Annotated in this window: 13 protein-coding genes; 5 read left to right on the forward strand and 8 right to left on the reverse strand. The window is 62.7% G+C overall.

Annotated features, from left to right (window positions below; translation table 11 throughout):
* Nucleotides 1-78: 78 nt before the first annotated feature.
* Nucleotides 79-657: a DNA-3-methyladenine glycosylase I gene (locus tag ABNW52_RS07250; protein WP_349585878.1), complete on the reverse strand. Its 579-nt coding sequence runs from the start codon at nt 655-657 to the stop codon at nt 79-81.
* Nucleotides 658-977: 320 nt separating this feature from the next.
* Here ABNW52_RS07250 and ABNW52_RS07255 point away from each other — a divergent pair, with 320 nt between their 5' ends.
* On the forward strand, nt 978-2,462 hold the full coding sequence (locus ABNW52_RS07255) for a GGDEF domain-containing protein (protein ID WP_349585880.1): 1,485 nt from the start codon (nt 978-980) through the stop codon (nt 2,460-2,462).
* Between the two features lie 499 nt (nt 2,463-2,961).
* Entirely contained in the window at nt 2,962-3,810 is an 849-nt protein-coding gene (gene asd / locus ABNW52_RS07260; RefSeq protein WP_349585882.1) for an archaetidylserine decarboxylase, read from the forward strand.
* Nucleotides 3,811-3,938: 128 nt separating this feature from the next.
* Here asd and ABNW52_RS07265 read toward each other — a convergent pair whose 3' ends face one another.
* The gene (locus tag ABNW52_RS07265; RefSeq protein ID WP_349585884.1) at nt 3,939-5,273 is read right to left on the reverse strand and encodes an aminotransferase-like domain-containing protein; all 1,335 of its coding nucleotides are present in this window, start codon (nt 5,271-5,273) and stop codon (nt 3,939-3,941) included.
* Nucleotides 5,274-5,364: 91 nt separating this feature from the next.
* On the opposite strand from ABNW52_RS07265, the gene ABNW52_RS07270 reads away from it, so the two are divergent.
* Nucleotides 5,365-5,967, forward strand: coding sequence for a DJ-1/PfpI family protein (locus ABNW52_RS07270; protein ID WP_349585886.1), 603 nt, complete (start codon nt 5,365-5,367; stop codon nt 5,965-5,967).
* A 66-nt stretch (nt 5,968-6,033) separates the two neighbouring features.
* On the opposite strand, the gene ABNW52_RS07275 is transcribed toward ABNW52_RS07270, so the two are convergent.
* From ABNW52_RS07275 to ABNW52_RS07300, 6 genes are all read right to left on the reverse strand, one after another.
* Entirely contained in the window at nt 6,034-7,233 is a 1,200-nt protein-coding gene (locus tag ABNW52_RS07275) for a branched-chain amino acid ABC transporter substrate-binding protein (protein WP_349585888.1), read from the reverse strand.
* Between the two features lie 266 nt (nt 7,234-7,499).
* A complete protein-coding gene (locus tag ABNW52_RS07280) occupies nt 7,500-8,720 on the reverse strand; it encodes a branched-chain amino acid ABC transporter substrate-binding protein (RefSeq protein ID WP_349585890.1) in 1,221 nt (406 codons plus the stop codon).
* Between the two features lie 272 nt (nt 8,721-8,992).
* Complete coding sequence (hemH, locus tag ABNW52_RS07285; RefSeq protein ID WP_349585891.1) at nt 8,993-10,075, reverse strand: ferrochelatase; 1,083 nt, start codon at nt 10,073-10,075, stop codon at nt 8,993-8,995.
* An 89-nt stretch (nt 10,076-10,164) separates the two neighbouring features.
* A complete protein-coding gene (locus tag ABNW52_RS07290) occupies nt 10,165-12,465 on the reverse strand; it encodes a DNA translocase FtsK (protein ID WP_349585893.1) in 2,301 nt (766 codons plus the stop codon).
* A 148-nt stretch (nt 12,466-12,613) separates the two neighbouring features.
* Nucleotides 12,614-13,723, reverse strand: coding sequence for an anhydro-N-acetylmuramic acid kinase (locus ABNW52_RS07295; RefSeq protein WP_349585895.1), 1,110 nt, complete (start codon nt 13,721-13,723; stop codon nt 12,614-12,616).
* Between the two features lie 50 nt (nt 13,724-13,773).
* Complete coding sequence (locus ABNW52_RS07300; RefSeq protein WP_349585897.1) at nt 13,774-15,111, reverse strand: M23 family metallopeptidase; 1,338 nt, start codon at nt 15,109-15,111, stop codon at nt 13,774-13,776.
* 272 nt (nt 15,112-15,383) lie between these two features.
* On the opposite strand from ABNW52_RS07300, the gene ABNW52_RS07305 reads away from it, so the two are divergent.
* Both ABNW52_RS07305 and recJ read left to right on the forward strand, forming a co-directional pair.
* Nucleotides 15,384-16,394, forward strand: coding sequence for a hypothetical protein (locus tag ABNW52_RS07305; RefSeq protein ID WP_349585898.1), 1,011 nt, complete (start codon nt 15,384-15,386; stop codon nt 16,392-16,394).
* Nucleotides 16,391-18,079 (forward strand): single-stranded-DNA-specific exonuclease RecJ, encoded by a 1,689-nt coding sequence (gene recJ, locus ABNW52_RS07310; RefSeq protein ID WP_349585900.1) that lies wholly within the window; start codon nt 16,391-16,393, stop codon nt 18,077-18,079. The genes ABNW52_RS07305 and recJ overlap by 4 nt, the downstream gene beginning before the upstream one ends.
* Nucleotides 18,080-18,093: the final 14 nt, after the last annotated feature.

Consider the following 18,093-nt stretch of genomic DNA (forward strand, 5'->3'; position numbering starts at 1 on the left):
TTGGCCGCAGCTTGCGGGTATGCGGCCAACCTTGGTGCGTGTATGGGGCGCACCAGGCCAGCACGGGGCCGGCAGGCGCTAGCGCGCGCCGTGATGCTGCGGGTGGTTGGGACAGCTCAGCAGATGGTCGTTGACCACGCCAGTGGCTTGCAGGAAGGCGTAGATCACCGTGCTGCCGACAAAGTTCATGCCATGCTGTTTCAGCGCCTTGCTGATGCGGTCCGATAGCGGCGTGCTGGCCGGGCACTCGGCCAGGCTGGTCCAGTGATTGACCACCGGCTGGCTATCGACGTGGCCCCACAGCCAGCGGGCAAAGCTGCCGTACTGCTGCTGCATGGCCACAAATACGCGCGCGTTGCGGATGGCGCTGTTCACCTTCAGCCGGTTGCGCACGATGCCCGGTTCCAGCAGCAGCCGTTCCACGTCGTCCGCACTCATGGCGGCCACTTGGGCCGGGTCGAAGCCGTGGAACAGCCGGCGGTAGTTGTCACGCTTGCGCAGGATGGTGATCCACGACAGCCCGGCCTGGGCGCCTTCCAGAATCAGCATTTCGAACAGCTTGCGATCATCGTGTACCGGGTGGCCCCATTCCTCGTCGTGATAGGCAATGTATTGCGGGTCGTCGCCGCACCAGCCGCAGCGTTGCAGGGTGGTCATGGTGTGCATCTCTCTTGTCTTGCCGTGACAGCCGCCGACGCCGGTGTGGTGGGCGCGTCGCGGTTGCCGCGGAGGTTGCTCAATGTGGTGTTGCCGCTCCGGCGGTAGGGTGCTGTGGGGTGTGGGGCCGGCTGCGGCCAACGTGTCGTCAAGTGTAGAGCCGCTTTTTGTGCGAGGCATGTCATGACATTAAACTTTTTTTGAAACTGGACGCGTTTTAACTTAATAGTGATAGGGTTTACTGATAGGGTTAATCCATTGATTGCAATTTGCATGGTGGGTTTCCCGCCAGCATCCGCTCACCATTTCGAAATCATGCCATGACTCTGTGTGCCGATCTGCCGCATTCTGCCGCCATGAAGATGGCTGACGCGTACCACAGCGTCAGCTTTCGACGCTTGTGGCGCAACGGCACGACCACGCACAAGAGCGCGTTTTTTACTGCCTGGCTGCTGTCCACCCTGCTCAGCATCATGCTGGGGCTGGCATCGGTGATCTATGCCTGGTCCGGGCTGGAGGTGCCTTTTGGTGGTGCGGTGCTGTACGTTACCGTGTATCCGCCGCTGCTGATCTGTACCTGGTGGGCGCTGTGCTTTGGCTGGGGCTGGGGCGCGCTGCCGGCCTACCTGTCCACGCTGACCCTGGCGCTGTACGCCGGCATGCCGTGGTATTGGGCGTTGCTGTTTGCCTGCGGCAACCCCATCGGGCTGGGGGTGATGGTGCTGGGATACCGCGCCATTGCGATGCCGTGCTCGCTGTTTTCCTGGCGTGCGCTGGTATTTTTCCTGCAGATGGCCTTCGTTGGCAGCATGTTCAGCTCCGCTGCTGCGCTGGTGTGGTGCTACACCAACCGGGTGGACCAGGTGGCGCTGTTTGCCATCTGGCAAGGCTGGTGGCTGGGTAACTTTTTGCAGAATGCCCTGCTGGTGGCGCCGCTGCTGGCGCTGACCTGGCCACGGGTGGAGGTCTGGCTGGCGGCGCATCAACAGTTGCTGTCGATTCAGCCTACCGAGTCGCGCAAGCTGGTGCTGCAGCTGATGGGCGCGCTGATCATCGGCGTGCTGATCTACGCACTGACCACTATCTGGCTGGGGACCGAGAGCGTGCAGGCCGAGATGCACAGCCAGTCGGTTGCCAAGCTCAGCTTCGCGGCGGATCGGCTGTCCGCGATGATCTGGGCGTTTTTCTGGGTGATTGCCTTTGTTTCGGTATTCATGGGCATGTTCGGTTACCAGATGTTCCTGCACTGGCACCGCACCAACAACCTGCTGCTGGAGCAACTGGGCCGTGCCAATGCCGAACTGGCGGAGCAGGCGCGTACCGACGGCCTGACGGGTCTTGCCAATCGCCAGAGTACCAATCAGGCGCTGGCGGAGTGCTGGCACAACAGCCGGCTGCGGGGCGAGAGGGCGGCACTGCTGATGCTGGACATCGATCTGTTCAAGCACATCAATGACCGGCATGGCCATATGGCCGGCGACAAGGCGATTCGCATGGTGGCCGGTCTGCTGCGGCGCGAAGTGCGTAGCAGCGATCTGGCCGGTCGTTTCGGAGGTGAGGAATTCGTGCTGTTGCTGCGCCGCTGCGAGTGCGAGACGGCGCTGGAGGTGGCGGAGCGGGTGCGCCAGCGGGTGGAGGCGGCGCTGATCAACGAGGGCAGCGCCTCGGTGCAGCTGACCATCAGTATCGGTGTGGCCATGGCACACCATGACGATAGCGACGTCGATCACTGGCTGCGCCGCGCCGATGCAGCCTTGTACGAGGCCAAGCATTTGGGGCGCAACCGGGTGATTCTGGCGGCCTGAGCGGTATTTTTTGGGTGAACAAGCGGCATGTTCCGGCTGGGGCATGCCGCTTGTTGCATTCGGGGCTGACCGGCTGTGGCGATTGCCTGCGTCGGCATGAGGGTGCCAACGTTGGCCGCAGCGGACAGGTGCGCCGTGACCGGGTGTCCGGTTAAACGTTTTTAGAATGGCCGTAGCCGGGCATGGCTGTCGCAGCAGTATGGCATCGCCGTTTACCGTGGCTTATTGGCGGCATGATGTTTTTGCTCGCGCCAGTACCGCTTATTGTTGTTTTTCATGAAAAAAAATTAAGGGTGGAGTGTGCCGGGCAACAGCCAGCGGCTGTTACGGCGTGCCAGCGTTGCTGGCAGCTGTGTAATGTTTTGCATGGCCCTGTTTATTTCTTGTCCTGAATAATTGCCCGATATGTTTTGTATTGGCTGGCCGGATAAATGGTTTTCTGGTCGCCGCAGTCTAGCTGCCGCTATAATGCGCGGCTGCTTTTGACGAGGGATGAATTGTGCGTGACCGCTTGGCTGTATTGCCGCAGTACTTGTTGCCGAAACAGGCGTTGACCCGCTTTGCCGGCAGCATTGCCAATGCCAAGGGTGGCGGTGCCACTACGGCGCTGATTCGCCGTTTCATCCAGCGTTACAACGTCAACATGGCGGAAGCGGCCAACCCGGATCCGGCCAGCTATGCCTCGTTCAACGAGTTCTTCACCCGTGCCTTGAAGCCGGGCGCGCGTCCGTTGGCGGCGGTGCCGTTCATCTGTCCGGTGGATGGTGCTATCAGCCAGTTTGGTGCCATCAAGCAGGATCAGCTGTTCCAGGCCAAGGGCCATCACTATTCCACTACCGCACTTGTCGGTGGCGATAGCCAGCTGGCGGCGGCGTTTGCCAATGGCCATTTCGCCACCATCTATCTCAGCCCACGCGATTACCACCGTATCCACATGCCGTGTGATGGCACCCTCAAGCGCATGATCTATGTGCCGGGCGAGCTGTTCTCGGTCAACCCGACCACCGCCCGCGGTGTACCCGGCTTGTTTGCCCGCAATGAGCGGGTGGTGTGCGAATTCGCTACCCCGCATGGCCCGATGGTGCTGGTGCTGGTCGGTGCCACCATCGTTGGCAGCATGGCGACCGCGTGGCATGGCGTCGTCAACCCGCCGCGCAGTGGCGATGTCCGCGAGTGGCGCTATGACGATGGTGCCATCCAGTTGCGCAAGGGCGAAGAGATGGGGCGCTTCCTGCTGGGTTCTACCGTAGTGTTGCTGTTCCCGCAGCAAACCGTGCAGTTCAACGCCGAGTGGGCGCCGGCCCGCCCGGTGAGGCTGGGGGAAAAAATGGCCGATGCGACGGTGTGATGTTGCCGCGTGTGCTCATATGAAAAAGCGCCCATCGGCGCTTTTTTTATTGCCGGCGATTAGTGCTATCTGACGCACGGCCAAGTCTGGACGCATCAGCCGGTAGTGCTTGCTGTGCCGGGGCGTGCTCAATACGTGTAGTAGTCGATTGCCTGTTTCACTTTTTGCAATGCCTGTTGCAGCACGTCAGGCGCCGTGGAACCAAGCGCCAGCCGGATCGCGTGCGGCACGTGCGCGGTGGTGGCGAAAGGTTCTGCCGTCGACACCGAGACATGCTGCTCGCCGAGTCGCGCCACCACTTGCTCGGCACGCACCTCTTCACCCAACGGTAACCAAAGAAAATAGGATGCGGGATGGCTGATGTAAGGCCGCCCGGCGAGGATGTCGCGTGCCAGGGACTGGCGGCTTTTTGCATCCTGGCGCTTTTCTGCTTCCAGCCGCATGACTGTGCCATCGTCGAGCCAGCCGCAGGCGAGGGCTGTCATCACCCCGGGGGTGTTCCAGGTGGTTGCCCGGATCGCGCGTTCGATGGCGGCCACCCACTGCGCCGGCGTGGCGACAAAGCCGACACGCAGCCCGGTGGCTACGCTCTTGGATAGCCCGGACACATACACGGTTCGCTCCGGCGCCAGTGCGGCCAACGGTGGCGGCGCTTGTTCCACGAGAAAAGCGTACGCCGCATCCTCGATGATCAGCAGCTCGTGGCGGCGGGCAATCGACACCAGTTGCTGGCGTTGCGCGGTGCTCATTACCCAACCCAGCGGGTTGTGCATGGTCGGCATGCTGTAGACGGCTCGCACCCGGCGGCTGGCACATAGCTGCGCCAGCGCTGCCAGATCGGGGCCACTAGCGGTGCCCGGGATAGGGAGCAGTTCCAGCTGTTGCGCCTGTGCCAGTACTTTGAAGCCAGGATAGGTCAGCGCATCGGTCGCAATGACATCGCCGGGTCGTAGCAGCGCCATGGCCGTTACCGCCAGGCCATGCTGGGCGCCGCTGACGATCAACACTTGCTCTCCGGGCACGTTCAGGCCACGGCTGGCCAGGTGACGGGCGACGATGGCGCGCTCATGCGGACGCCCGCCATGCGGCTGGTAGCGCAGCAGCCCTTCCAGATCGCCGGAGGCGGCCAGCTGGCGCAGGGCATCGCGCAGCAAGGCGCTCTGTCCCGGTAGTGACGGGTTGTTGAAGTTGAGATCCACCATGCCGGCCATGGCCGCCTGTTGATCGATGCCCAGACCGGGCGGCAGCGAGGTATTGCGCACAAAGGTGCCGCGCCCCGGCTCGCCGCTCACCAGTCCCATGGCCTCCAGCTCGGCATAGACCCGTGTAGCGGTCACCAGGGCAATCCGCTGTTTGGTGGCCAGCTGGCGGTGTGTCGGCAGCCGGGTGCCCGGCGGTAGCTGCCCTGTGCGAATCTCTGCGGCCAACGTGTCTACCAACTGTTTGTAGCGAGGCGGGGCCATAGCGTAATGTATCCATGACAATTTTTTGATTGTATTGATTATTCGGCCTACGCTGTGTTGTCGCAACCTCATTGGCACAGAAAGACGACTCATGCACATCGCTATCCTCACCTTTGACGGCTTTAACGAACTCGATTCCCTGATTGCGCTTGGCATCCTGAATCGCATCAAGCAGCCGGACTGGCGCGTATCGATCGCCAGCCCGACATCCCGCGTACGTTCGATGAATGGTGTAGTACTGGAGTCGCACATCCCGCTGCAGGAGGCCAGCCAGGCGGATGCGGTACTGGTCGGCAGTGGCATGCAGACGCGGCAGGTGGTTGCGGATGCCACCCTGATGGCTCAAATGCAGTTTGATCCCGCCCGGCAACTACTCGGCGCGCAGTGTTCGGGGACGCTGGTGCTGGCGAAACTCGGCTTGCTGGCGGAGGTGGCGGCCTGTACCGATCTGACCTCCAAGCCCTGGGTACAGGAGGCTGGCGTGACGGTGTTGAATCAGCCGTTCTTTGCCAATGGCAATGTTGCCACCGCGGGGGGCTGTCTGGCCGCGCAGTATCTGGCGGTCTGGACGATTGCTCGTCTGGTGGGGCGCGAAGCGGCGCAGGAGGCGCTGCATTATGTCGCCCCGGTGGGGGAGAAAGAGGACTACCTCATCCGCGCCATGCGCCATGTCGAACCCTATCTGCCAGATTAGGCGACCGCATTGCCGACAAAACAAAAAAAAGCGCCCGCGGGGGCGCTTTTTTATTGCCAGACAGGGTTACTGTGCGGCAGAGGCGGCAACGTTGGCCGCAGGGATCACACCTTTCCAGGTGCCGCCTTGCAGCTGGTACAGGGTAACGGTGCCGTTTTTCACGTCGCCATTGCTTTCGAAGGCGATCGGACCGGTCACCCCCTGCAGTTGGGTTTTGCCCACTTCGGCCAGGAATTTCTTCGGGTCGGCCGAGCCGGCGCGCTTCATGGCGTCGATCAGTACCTTGGCGGCATCGTAGGTGTACGGTGCGTAGGCCTGGATCTCGCTGCCAAACTTGGCCTTGTACTTGTCGTTGAAGGCGGCAAAGCCCGGCATCAGTTCCTTGGAGGCGCCGGCGCTGGAGGCATAAGCGCCTTCGGCGGCGGTGCCGGCCAGCTTGGCAAACTCGGCGGTATTCACGCCGTCAGCGCCCATGAAGCGGGTGGTCATGCCCAGCTTGCGCATCTGCTTCACCAGCGGGCCGGCCTGGGCATCCATGCCGCCGTAGAACAGCAGCTCAGGCTTGGCGCCTTTCAGCGAGGTGAGGATGGCCATGAAATCGGTGGCGGTGTTGGTGGTGTATTCGCGCTTCACGACCTTGCCGCCGGCGGCTTCCACTGCCTTGGCAAAGTCGTCGGCCAGGCCCTGGCCGTAAGTGGTGCGGTCATCGATGATGGCAACGTTTTTCACCTTCAGCTCGCCCACGGCGAACTTGGCCAGCGCCTGACCTTGCTGCAGATCGTTGGCAATGATGCGGAAGGTGTTGTTGTAACCCTGCTGAGTGAATTTCGGGCTGGTTACCGAGCCGGCCACCATCGGAATGCCGGCATCGTTGTAGATGCGGGAGGCCGGAATGGCGGCGCCGGAGGTGAGATGACCAACCACGGCGGCAACGCCACCATCGACAAAGCGCTGCGCTACCTGGGTTGCGGCTTTCGGATCGGCCTGATCATCTTCGGACATCACTTCGAAGCTTACTTTCTGACCATCCAGGGTCAGACCTTCGGCATTGGCTTCATCCACGGCCAGTTTGACGCCGTTGTCGGCATCACGACCCCAGTGAGCGAACGGGCCGGTCAGCGGGTTGGCCGAACCGATGCGTACCACTTTGCCGGCGGTTGCCGGCGCCGCGGCGCTGGCTTCCTGGCTGGTGGATTGCTGGGAGTTGCCGCAAGCGGCGAGGGTGGCAGCCATAACGGCGGCCAGGGCAAAATTTGCGATTTTCATAGGTAAAGCCGGTCCCTGCTCCTGCGTGGGAGCATCAATTATTGGTTTCTGGTGATCTTTGTCAGAGGTCGGGTGCCCTGTTGGGGCACGCGCTACTACAGAATCTGGCGGCAACCCGTGGGTGATGGGTCTGCCAGAAGGGAGAATATCGAAAGGATACAATCGACATCGCACTGCAACATGGTAGCGAGGCGATTACGGATGTGCAAGATGATACAAAAACAAAAACGGCACCTTGCGGTGCCGTTTGGGAAACAAACAAGTACTTAGTTGGCTGCGGAAGCCGGTGCTGCAGCAGCAGCCGGGCCACCAACGGTGGAAACCACTTCCCACTTGCCGCCTTTAACCTGGTACACGGTTACCGCGCCGTTCTTGATATCACCCTTCTCGTCGAAGGCGATCTGGCCGGTTACGCCGGTGTAGTTGGTTTTGCCAACTTCAGCCAGGTAGGTTTTCGGGTCGGTAGAGCCGGCACGTTTCATGGCGTCAACCAGTACACGAACTGCGTCGTACTCGTACGGAGCGTAGATCTGTACTTCGGTGTTGAACTTGGCCTTGAACTTGTCGTTGAAGGCAGCAAAGCCCGGCATCTTGTCGCGCGGTACGCCGCAGCTGGATGCGTACTGGCCTTCGGAAGCCTCACCTGCCAGCTTCACGAACTCCGGAGTCTGCCAGCCGTCACCACCCATCAGCTTGGCCTTGATACCCAGACGCTGCATCTGTTTGGCCAGCGGGCCAGCTTGCGCATCCATGCCGCCGTAGAAGATCACGTCCGGCTGGGAAGCCTTGATGGAAGTCAGAATGGCGTTGAAGTCAGTGGCGGTGTTGGTGGTGAATTCGCGCTTCACAACCGAGGAGCCCTTGCCTTTAACGGCTTTTTCGAACTCGTCAGCCAGACCCTGGCCGTAAGCAGTGCGGTCATCGATGATGGCCACTTTCTTGGCTTTCAGGCCGTCAACTGCGAATTCGCCCAGGGCTTTACCCTGTTGTACGTCGTTGGCGATAACGCGGAAGGTGGTCTTGTAGCCCTGCTTGGTGTAGTCCGGGTTGGTAGCGGACGGGGAGATCTGCGGCAGGCCGGCATCGGAGTAGATCTTGGAAGCCGGGATGGTGGTACCGGAGTTCAGGTGGCCAACGACGCCAACAACACCGGCGTCAACCAGACGCTGGGCAACCTGGGTACCGATTTTCGGGTCGGCCTGGTCATCTTCGGAAACCAGTTCGAATTTAACTTTCTTGCCGCCAATTTCAACGCCTTCGGCGTTCAGGTCTTCAATGGCCAGCTTGGCGCCAAACTCGTTGTCCTTACCCAGGTGGGCGATCGGACCGGTCATCGGCGATACTTGGCCGATTTTTACCACGGTGTCGCCGCCGGTGCTGGCAGCTGCAGCGGAGGCTTCGCCTGCCGGTGCTGCTTCTTTGTTACCGCAAGCAGTCAGTGCGATAGCGGCAGCTGCAAAAAGGCTCAGACGAGCAAATTTATTCATCTTGTGTTTCCCCTGATCTTAAGTCTGTGACTTGGTAAACCTGCTTGGCATCTTGTGGATGAGCAGTTGCGGCGATTATGCGGAGGCCCTTTTCCGAGTGTCAATGAATGTTAATTGCTGCCGGGAGAATGTATTTACATTCGGGTGTCACTGTCTGGTGTGCTGCATTGCCGCATGCACCAAGGAAAATCGGCTTGCACCAGTATTCTGTTCAGAAACGAACAATGGCGCCCCTGATTGGTGCGCCATTGCGAAAAAACCGGCCATTTTTTTTAGTGTTTTGCGCCACAGGCCCGGGCGCGAAGTTGTCTCATATTTGCATCGTCAGGTGTTGTTATCCAGCCACCAAGGTTGGCCGTGACCAATTCCGCCATGGCGGCAATCCAATCCGGGCGCTCGTTGAGACACGGGATATAGCGATATTCCTTGCCGCCGCTGGTAAGGAATAGCTCCTTGCCCTCCATGGCGATTTCTTCCAGTGTTTCAAGGCAGTCGCCGGCAAAGCCAGGACAAATCGTGTCTATTCTGCCAACACCTTGTTTCGCAAGCGAACTGAGGACATCGAAGGTGTAGGGCTTAAGCCATTCGGCCTTGCCAAAGCGGCTCTGGAAGCTCACCACATAGTCGTCGCTGGATAACTCCAGTGCTTCGGCCAGGAGGCGGCCGGTTTTCATGCACTCGCAGTGATAGGGGTCGCCCTTGTCCAGGGTGTAGCGCGGTACGCCATGAAAGCTCATCACCAGCTTGTCGCCGCGGCCGTTCTTCTGCCAGTGCTCGCGCACGCTGGCGGCTAGCGCGGCGATATAGCCCGGGTGGTCGTGGTAATGGCGGATGGTGCGCAGCTCCGGCATGTTGCGCATCTTGAGCAGGGTGCGGAACACCGCATCGTGCGCGGTGCCGCTGGAGGAGGCGGCGTACTGCGGATACAGCGGCAGCACCAGCAGGCGCTCCATGCCGGCGGCACGCATTTTCTGTATGACGTCCTCTACCGACGGGTTGCCGTAGCGCATGGCAAACTCCACCATGACCTGCTGTCCCTGCATGCCGAGCAAGCCTTTGAGCAGGCTGGCCTGCTTGCGGGTGTGCACCAGCAGTGGTGAGCCTTCCTTGCTCCAGATGCTGGCATATTTCTCGGCGCTTTTTTTCGGGCGCACGTTCAGAATGATGCCGTTGAGAATCAGCCACCAGATCGCCCGTGGAATCTCCACTACGCGCCGATCGGACAGAAACTGTTTGAGATAGGGTCGCAGCGCCTTGGCAGTGGGGGCCTCCGGGGTGCCCAGGTTCAGTAGCAGCACACCGGTTTTCGGGGTGTAGGCATGGCTGAATTCGGCTTCGTGCAGGTAGCGGGACATGGCATTTCCAGTAAGGTATTGCGAACGCAAGCGACAGGTTGGCCGCAAGGTAGGCGGCAGCGGGCAGGGCACCGCGCTGCCGCGCGTGATCACTCTTCGCGTGCCGGCACCAGTACCGAGCGGTTGCCGTTGGTTTCCATGGCGGAGACGATGCCGCTGGCTTCCATCTGTTCGATCAGCCGCGCGGCGCGGTTGTAGCCGATGCGCAGCTGGCGCTGTACCGACGAGATCGATGCCTTGCGGGTCTTGAGCACGATGGCCACCGCTTCGTCGTATAGCGGGTCGGCTTCGCCATCGGCACTGCCGCCCGCGATGCCGCCTTCCGCCGCGCCGTCCTCGCCCTCGCTGGTGCCGCTGAGAATGCCTTCCACGTAGTCAGGCTCGCCGGTGGTTTTGAGGAACTCGACCACCTGGTGCACCTCGTCATCGGCCACAAAGGCGCCGTGCACACGCAGCGGGTAGCCGGTGCCCGGCGGCAGGTACAGCATGTCGCCCTGGCCCAGCAGCGTCTCGGCGCCCATCTGGTCGAGAATGGTGCGGCTGTCGATCTTGCTGGATACCTGGAAGGCGATGCGAGTGGGGATGTTGGCCTTGATCAGGCCGGTGATCACGTCCACCGACGGCCGCTGGGTGGCCAGAATCAGGTGGATGCCGGCGGCGCGCGCCTTTTGCGCCAGGCGCGCGATCAGTTCTTCGATCTTCTTGCCGGCAACCATCATCAGGTCGGCCAGCTCGTCGATCACCACCACGATCAGCGGCAGGGTATCCAGCGGCTCTGGCATGTCTGGGGTCAGGCTGAACGGATTGGGAATCTTTTCGCCGCTTTTTTCCGCGTCACGAATCTTCTGGTTGAAGCCGGCCAGGTTGCGTACGCCCAGCTTGGACATCAGCCGGTAGCGACGCTCCATCTCGCCGACACACCAGTTCAGCGCGTTGGCCGCCTGTTTCATGTCGGTGACCACCGGCGCCAGCAGGTGCGGGATGCCTTCGTACACCGACAGCTCCAGCATCTTCGGGTCCACCATGATCAGCCGCGCTTCCTTGGGCGTGGCCTTGTACAGCACCGACAGGATCATCGCGTTGATGGCCACCGATTTACCCGAGCCGGTGGTGCCGGCCACCAGCACGTGCGGCATCTTGGCCAGGTCGGCGGACACCGGCTGGCCAGCAATATCCTTGCCCAGCGCCATCGCCAGCCGCGAGCCCATGTTCTGATAGCCTTCCGAGCCGACGATTTCCGACAGCCGCACGATCTGGCGCTTCGGGTTGGGTAGCTCCAGGCCCATATAGGTCTTGCCGGGAATGGTTTCCACCACGCGGATGGACACCAGGCTCAGCGCACGGGCCAGATCCTTCATCAGGTTGACGATCTGTGCGCCTTTCACCCCCACCGCCGGCTCAATCTCGTAGCGGGTAATCACCGGGCCGGGGTAGGCGGCAATCACCTTCACATCCACGCCGAAGTCCGCCAGCTTGCGTTCGATCAGGCGCGAGGTGTACTCCACCGTTTCAGCCGACACTGGCTCAGCTTGTTCCTTCGGTGCGGCCAACAGTGCCAGCCCTGGCAGTGCGTCGTCGCCCGGAGCGGCAAACAGTGACTGCTGCACCGGCTTGACGGCTTTGGGCGATACCGGCACTTCTAGTACCGGGGCTTCGATGCGCAGCGGTGGCTTTTCCTCGATCTTTTTCTTCTCGCTGACGACTTTTTCCTCGCGCTGCTGTGCCACCTCGCGACCGATTTCGCGGTCGCGGCGCGCTTGCCACGCCTGCCAGCTGCGCAGCACGCTGTCTTCCAGCACGCCGCCGATACGTTCCATCAGATTGAGCCAGGACAGCCCGGTAAACAGAGAAATGCCGATAGCCGCCAGCACCAGTAGCAGCAAGCTGGCACCGGTGGCGCCAAACGCGTGCGCCGCACCATTGCCCAGCGTCTTGCCCAGCAGGCCGCCGGCACCGGCCGGCAGCGACAGCAGCTTGCCGCTCAGCACCAGGTATTCCAGGCTGGCAAAGCCGATGAGGGTGAGCAGAAAGCCGATCAGCGCCGGCCAGGTCAGTGGGCCTTCGTCAAAATCGGTCTGCTCGATGCGGCGGTAGCCCCACACGATGGCAAACAAGCAAAAGCCCACCAGCAGCCAGGCCGAGTAGCCGAACAGGTACAGCAGGATGTCGGCCATCCAGGCGCCAAACACGCCGCCGTAGTTGCGGATGGTCGGGTCGGCCGAGCTGTGCGACCAGGACGGGTCGGCAGAAGAGTAGCTGGCCAGTGTCAGCACCAGATAGACGGCAGATACCGCCAGCAGCAGCCACCAGGCTTCGCGGATCAGGCCGGCGAGCTTGGGTGGCAGCGGTTGGGTGTTGCGGACAACGGCTTTACGCTTGAACAGGCGCATTGATTTTGAATAAGTAGGGTGTCAGCCGCGCATTATATCGGCAAATGCCCGGCTTTTATTGCCGGACAACGATTGTGGCGGTGCGGCAGTCGCGGCGACGTGCGTCTGCTGCGCAAACCGCTTGCGGCCAAGCTGTCCGGCCGGGGCGTCAGCGTGGATACAGCGCGCCAAGCACCCGCAGGTCGTCGGCGCCGGTGACCTCTGGCAGGTTGCCGGCTGCACGCTGGCAGAAACGATGGCCCAGCCAGGCAAACGCCGCCGCCTCCACTTGCTGCGCTGGCAGGCCCAGCACATCGGTGGCAGCGATGTGCAGCTGCGGTAGTAGCGTGGTCAGTTGCCGGCATAGTTGCGTGTTGCGCACGCCGCCACCGCACAAATACAGCTCGCGGGTGTGCGGTGCAAAGCGCTGGATGGCGTCGGCAATACTGTGGGCGGTCAGTGCCAGCAGCGTGGCCTGCACGTTGGCCGCATTGATGGCACCGTACTGCAGGCGGAAGCGCTCCAGCCGCTCCGCCAGCCATTCCAGGCTGAACAGGTCGCGACCGGTGCTCTTGGGCACGTCGGCGGCAAAATACGGCTCGGCCAGCAGGATGCGCAGCAGCTCGGCATGGCACTGGCCGCTAGCGGCCCAGGCGCCGTCGGCGTCGTAACTCACGCCGCGGTGATGGCGAATCCACGCATCCAGCAGCATATTGCCCGGCCCGGTATCGAAGCCGATTACCGGCAGGCCCGGCTGCAGCCGCGTCAGGTTGGCGATGCCGCCGATATTGAGGATGGCGCGCGGGATGTCGGCATCGGCAAACATCGCCTGATGGAAGGCCGGCACCAGCGGCGCGCCCTGGCCGCCGGCGGCCACGTCGCGGCTGCGCAGGTCGCCGATCACGTCGATGCCGGTCAGCTCCGCCAGCAGCGCGTGGTTGCCCAGCTGCAAGGTGTAGCCGGCCTGCGGCGCATGGCGGATGGTCTGGCCGTGGCAGACCACGGCGCGGATGTCCGCTGCGGCCAAGGTGCAGTGCTGCAGTACCGCCTGCACCGCGGCGGCATACAGCCGCGCCAGCTCGTTACCTAGTCGGGCGCTGCGGTCCAGCTCGTTGTCGCCAATTTGCTGCAGTGCCAGCACCTGCTCGCAGACGGCGGCCGGGTAGGGTACGAAGGCCTCACCCAGTAGCCGCATGCTGCTGCCGTCAAAACGCGCCACCACGGCGTCAACACCGTCCAGGCTGGTGCCGGACATCAAACCGATAAAGATTTCAGACATGAAAAACCCTGGCAGGAGTGCGCTGCCAGGGTTGTCGGGTTGCCGCCGGATTAATCCAGTTGCGCCACGTTGACCGGGATGTCCCTGAGCAGCTTGAGGTTGGCCGCCAGCTTAACGCTCTGCTTGGAGAAGGCCAAGCGCTCGCTGTTGTCCAGCCCGCGGGTGGGTAGCGCGGTGGTGGCCGGGTCGACCGCTTGGCCATTGATGCGCACTTCCATATGCAGGTGCGGGCCGGTGGAGCGGCCGGTGGTGCCGACATAGCCGATCACCTCGCCGGCCTTGACCTTGTTGCCGGCTTTCAGCCCCGGCTGAAAGCGGCTCATGTGCGCATACAGCGTGGTGAGCTTGTTGTTGTGGCGCAGGATCACCACGTTGCCATAGCCGTTCTGCTGCGCCACCGTATCCACGGTTGCGTCGGACGGCGCCAGGATCGGCGTGCCGGTGCCGGCGGCATAGTCGATGCCCTGATGCATGCGCAGCGCGTGCAGCACCGGGTGGAAGCGCATGCCGAAGCCGGAGCTGATGCGCGCGCCGGCCACCGGCTGCAGGTTGAAACCTTTTTTCAGCGGTTTGCCAGCGGCGTCGTAGTAGGCGCCGGATTCGCTATCGTGGGCAAAGTAGAAGGCCTGGTACTGCGTGCCGTTGCGCTCGATTTCCACCGCCAGAATATTGCCGGTGGTCAGTGGGGCGCCGTTATACAGCAGGGTTTCGTATACCAGGTTGATCTTGTCGTCGCGCTTCATGCTGGACAGCTCGAACTGGTCGGAGAAGATCTCGTTCAGCTGGGTGCGTACCTCGACCGGCACGCCGGCTTGCGCCAGAGCACCGGTGGCGCTGGTGGTGACTTCCACTGCGCGCACGGTCTGCATCGCTTCGGTGCGCGGCGCATCGGCGCTGGCTTGCCAGTTGTCGCCCACCTTCTCGATGGCGACCAGCACGCTTTCGCCGTTTTCGTCGTCATTGAGGAAGCGCAGGCCGAACAGCTCGCCCTGATCGTTCAGCTCCACCGACAGCGTGGCGCCGGTCTTGAGTTTGAGCAGATCGCGCGACAGCGGGCTGGACAGAATGAAGCGGGTGGCATCGCTGTCGCGCACGCCCAGGCGGTTCAACAGGCGGGCGATGGTGTCGCCGCGCTGCACCGCTTCGTCGCGCCAGTAGCGTACGGTATTGCTGCCGGCCAGTTGCAGCGGCGGCAGGGTCAATGCTTCGGTGACATGCTGCTGTAGCGGCGGCTTGTCGGCCTCGGGGCTGTTACCCTGTGTCACCGCCACCGCAGTCAATACGCCCATGAAGGGCAGGCTGGCGATGGCGCCAAGCCAGGCGGCGTGGTTGTTCACCACGCGGGATGTCCATTTTTGCGGTAGTTGCAGCAGTTTGCGATAATTCATGTTCTCTCATACCCGGTTGGCATAGGCGTGCCGATATGTACGATTCTGTCGCCGGTTTTGCTTGAAAGCGGGTGGCTTTCTGGCAGGAAATTGCAAAGTGGGCGATGCTATCAAAAGCCGGCGCCGGCTGTAAACAGAAATTGCTGACAAATCAATGAGCTACTGCCCATGCGGACAGCAACTGACCATGACTGGCAAAGCTGCCAGCGAGTTTCATCATCCAGAAAATATATTTTGCCCAAAACAATTACGGCGATAACGCCAAGCCCGCAATGAAACTGACCCTGATCATTCCCGGCCTAACCTGGCTGGATGCCCACGATGGCCGTGAAGTAAGCCAGAACCTGCCGCTGCCGGCGTTGACGACCCTGCTGGCACGCGGCCAACGTCAGGCGCAAGCCAGCTCCGCTGCCGCGCTGCTGCAACAGACGTTTGCCCTGCCACAGCTGGCGCTGGCGGCCGATCTGGCCGCCGCCAGCGGGCTGGAGACCCGCGGCCGTCACTGGCTGGTGGCCGACCCGGTCAACCTGCGGGTGGACCGCGACCGTGCCCTGCTGGGCGATGTCGGCATCATGAATTTGTCGCAGCAAGAGGCCACCACGCTGGTCGCCAGCCTTAATAAGCTGTTTGCCGAAGATGGCTTTGCCTTCCATGCCCCCAGCCCGCAGCGCTGGTTCTTGTCCTTGCCCGTTGCCAGCGGTGCCGAGTTTTCCGCGCTGCCGGACGTGATCGGCAACGACATCAACCGCCACCTGCCGCGCGGCGGCAACGGCATGCTGTGGAGCCGCTACCTCAACGAGCTGCAGATGCTGCTGTACACCCATCCGGTCAACGATGCGCGCGAGGCGCGCGGCGAGGTGCCGGTCAACAGCGTGTGGCTGTGGGGTGAGCAGGGCGGCGAAGCCATGCGGCCAACCTTGCGCCACGATCAGCTGCTGGCGGCCGATGCGCTGTGGCAGCTGCTGGCGCAGGCTGCCGGCAAGCCGGCCGAGCTGGCGCCGTTCGCCTTCAGCGGGCTGGCGGCCGCCGGCGACGTGCTGGTGCAACTGGACACAGTGGAAGCCGCCGCGCAGTTCCGCGATGCCTGGGGCTGGCGCGAAGGCCTGCAGCAACTGGAGCGCGACTGGTTCGCCCCGGCGCTGACCGCACTGAAACAACGTCGCCTAGCCGAATTGACCGTGCGCTGCCACGGCGATGCCGGCTTTACCCTTACTCTGCGCCCCAGCGACCTGTGGCGCTTCTGGAAACGCCCGCAAACGCTGGGCGATCTGTACCCGCAATGAGCCAGATTCTTACCCGATCCTGCCCACCGGCGTTGCTGCAACAGCTGGACGGTCAGGGGGTGCCGCCGTTGCTGGCGCGCCTGTACGCCGCCCGCGGCGTGGCCGATGCCGCCGAGGTGGATTACGCCCTCAAAGGCCTGCTGCCATTTGGCGGCCTGAAGAACATCCACGCCATGGCCGCGCGGCTGGCCGATGCCATTGCCGCACGGCAGCGGCTGCTGGTGGTGGCCGATTACGACGCCGATGGCGCCACCGCCTGTACCGTGGCGGTGCGCGGCTTGGCCGCACTGGGCGCGGTAATCGATTTCATCGTGCCCAACCGTTTCGAATACGGTTACGGCCTGACACCGGAAATCGTCGAGTTGGCCGCACAACAGCAGCCGGACATCATCGTCACCGTCGACAACGGCATCGCCAGCGTGGCCGGGGTGGAAGCGGCGCGCGCACGCGGTATCGAGGTGCTGATTACCGATCACCACTTGCCGGGCGACACGCTGCCGGAGGCGCTGATCGTCAATCCCAACCAGCCTGGCTGCGAGTTCGCCTCCAAGCATCTGGCCGGGGTGGGGGTGATGTTCTACGTGCTGATGGCGGTGCGCGCCGAGATGCGCCAGCGTGGCGTGTTTGCCAATGGCGCGGAGCCGAATCTGGGCGAGCTGCTGGATATCGTGGCGCTGGGCACCGTCGCCGACGTGGTGAAGCTGGACCGCAACAACCGCATCCTGGTGGATGCCGGCCTACGCCGCATGCGCAGCGGCAAGCTGGCGCCGGGTATTGCCGCGCTGTTCCGCGTCGCCGGCCGTGCCGCGCACAAGGCCAACGCCTTCGACCTGGGGTTCACCATCGGTCCGCGCCTGAACGCCGCTGGCCGGCTGGACGACATGAGCCTGGGCATCGCCTGCCTGCTGGCGGGCAGCGAGGAAGTGGCCACGCCGCTGGCGCAGGAGCTGGACCGCCTCAACCGCGAACGCCGCGCCATCGAGCACGGCATGCAGGACGAGGCGCTGACGGTGCTGTCGACCATCGATGCGGCCAACCATTACACGCTGACGCTGTACCGCGACGACTGGCACCAGGGCGTGGTAGGGCTGGTGGCGTCGCGGCTGAAGGAGCGCTACCACCGCCCCTCTATTGTGTTTGCACCGGGCGACGATGGCGAGATCAAGGGCTCCGGCCGCTCGATTCCCGGCTTCCATCTGCGCGATGCGCTGGACATGGTGTCCAAGCGTCACGACGGCCTGCTGCTGAAGTTCGGCGGCCACTCCATGGCCGCCGGGCTGACCATCCGCGAACAGGATTTCGCCGCATTCCAGCAGGCATTCGAACACGTGGCGCGCGAGCTGCTGGACGCCTCGGCGCTGACCCGGGTATGGGAAACCGATGGCAGCCTGCAGCCGCGCGAGCTGTGTCTGGAGATCGCCGAAACGTTGGCCGCAGAGGTGTGGGGGCAGGGCTTCCCGCCGCCGACCTTCAACGACCGCTTCCACATCGTCAGCCAGCGGCTGGTGGGCGGCAAGCACCTTAAGCTACGGCTGGCCAAAGACAACGTGGAGTGCGACGGCATGCTGTTCAATCATGGCGACTGGCTGCCGCAGCAGGTGGACGCGGTATACCAGCTGGCCGCCAACGAGTGGCAGGGCCGCAAGGAACTGCAGATCTACATCCAGCACTGGCAGCCGGCATGACCAGCCGGCTGGCA

Source organism: Vogesella oryzagri (genome assembly GCF_040148885.1).
Classification (GTDB): Bacteria; Pseudomonadota; Gammaproteobacteria; order Burkholderiales; family Chromobacteriaceae; genus Vogesella; species Vogesella oryzagri.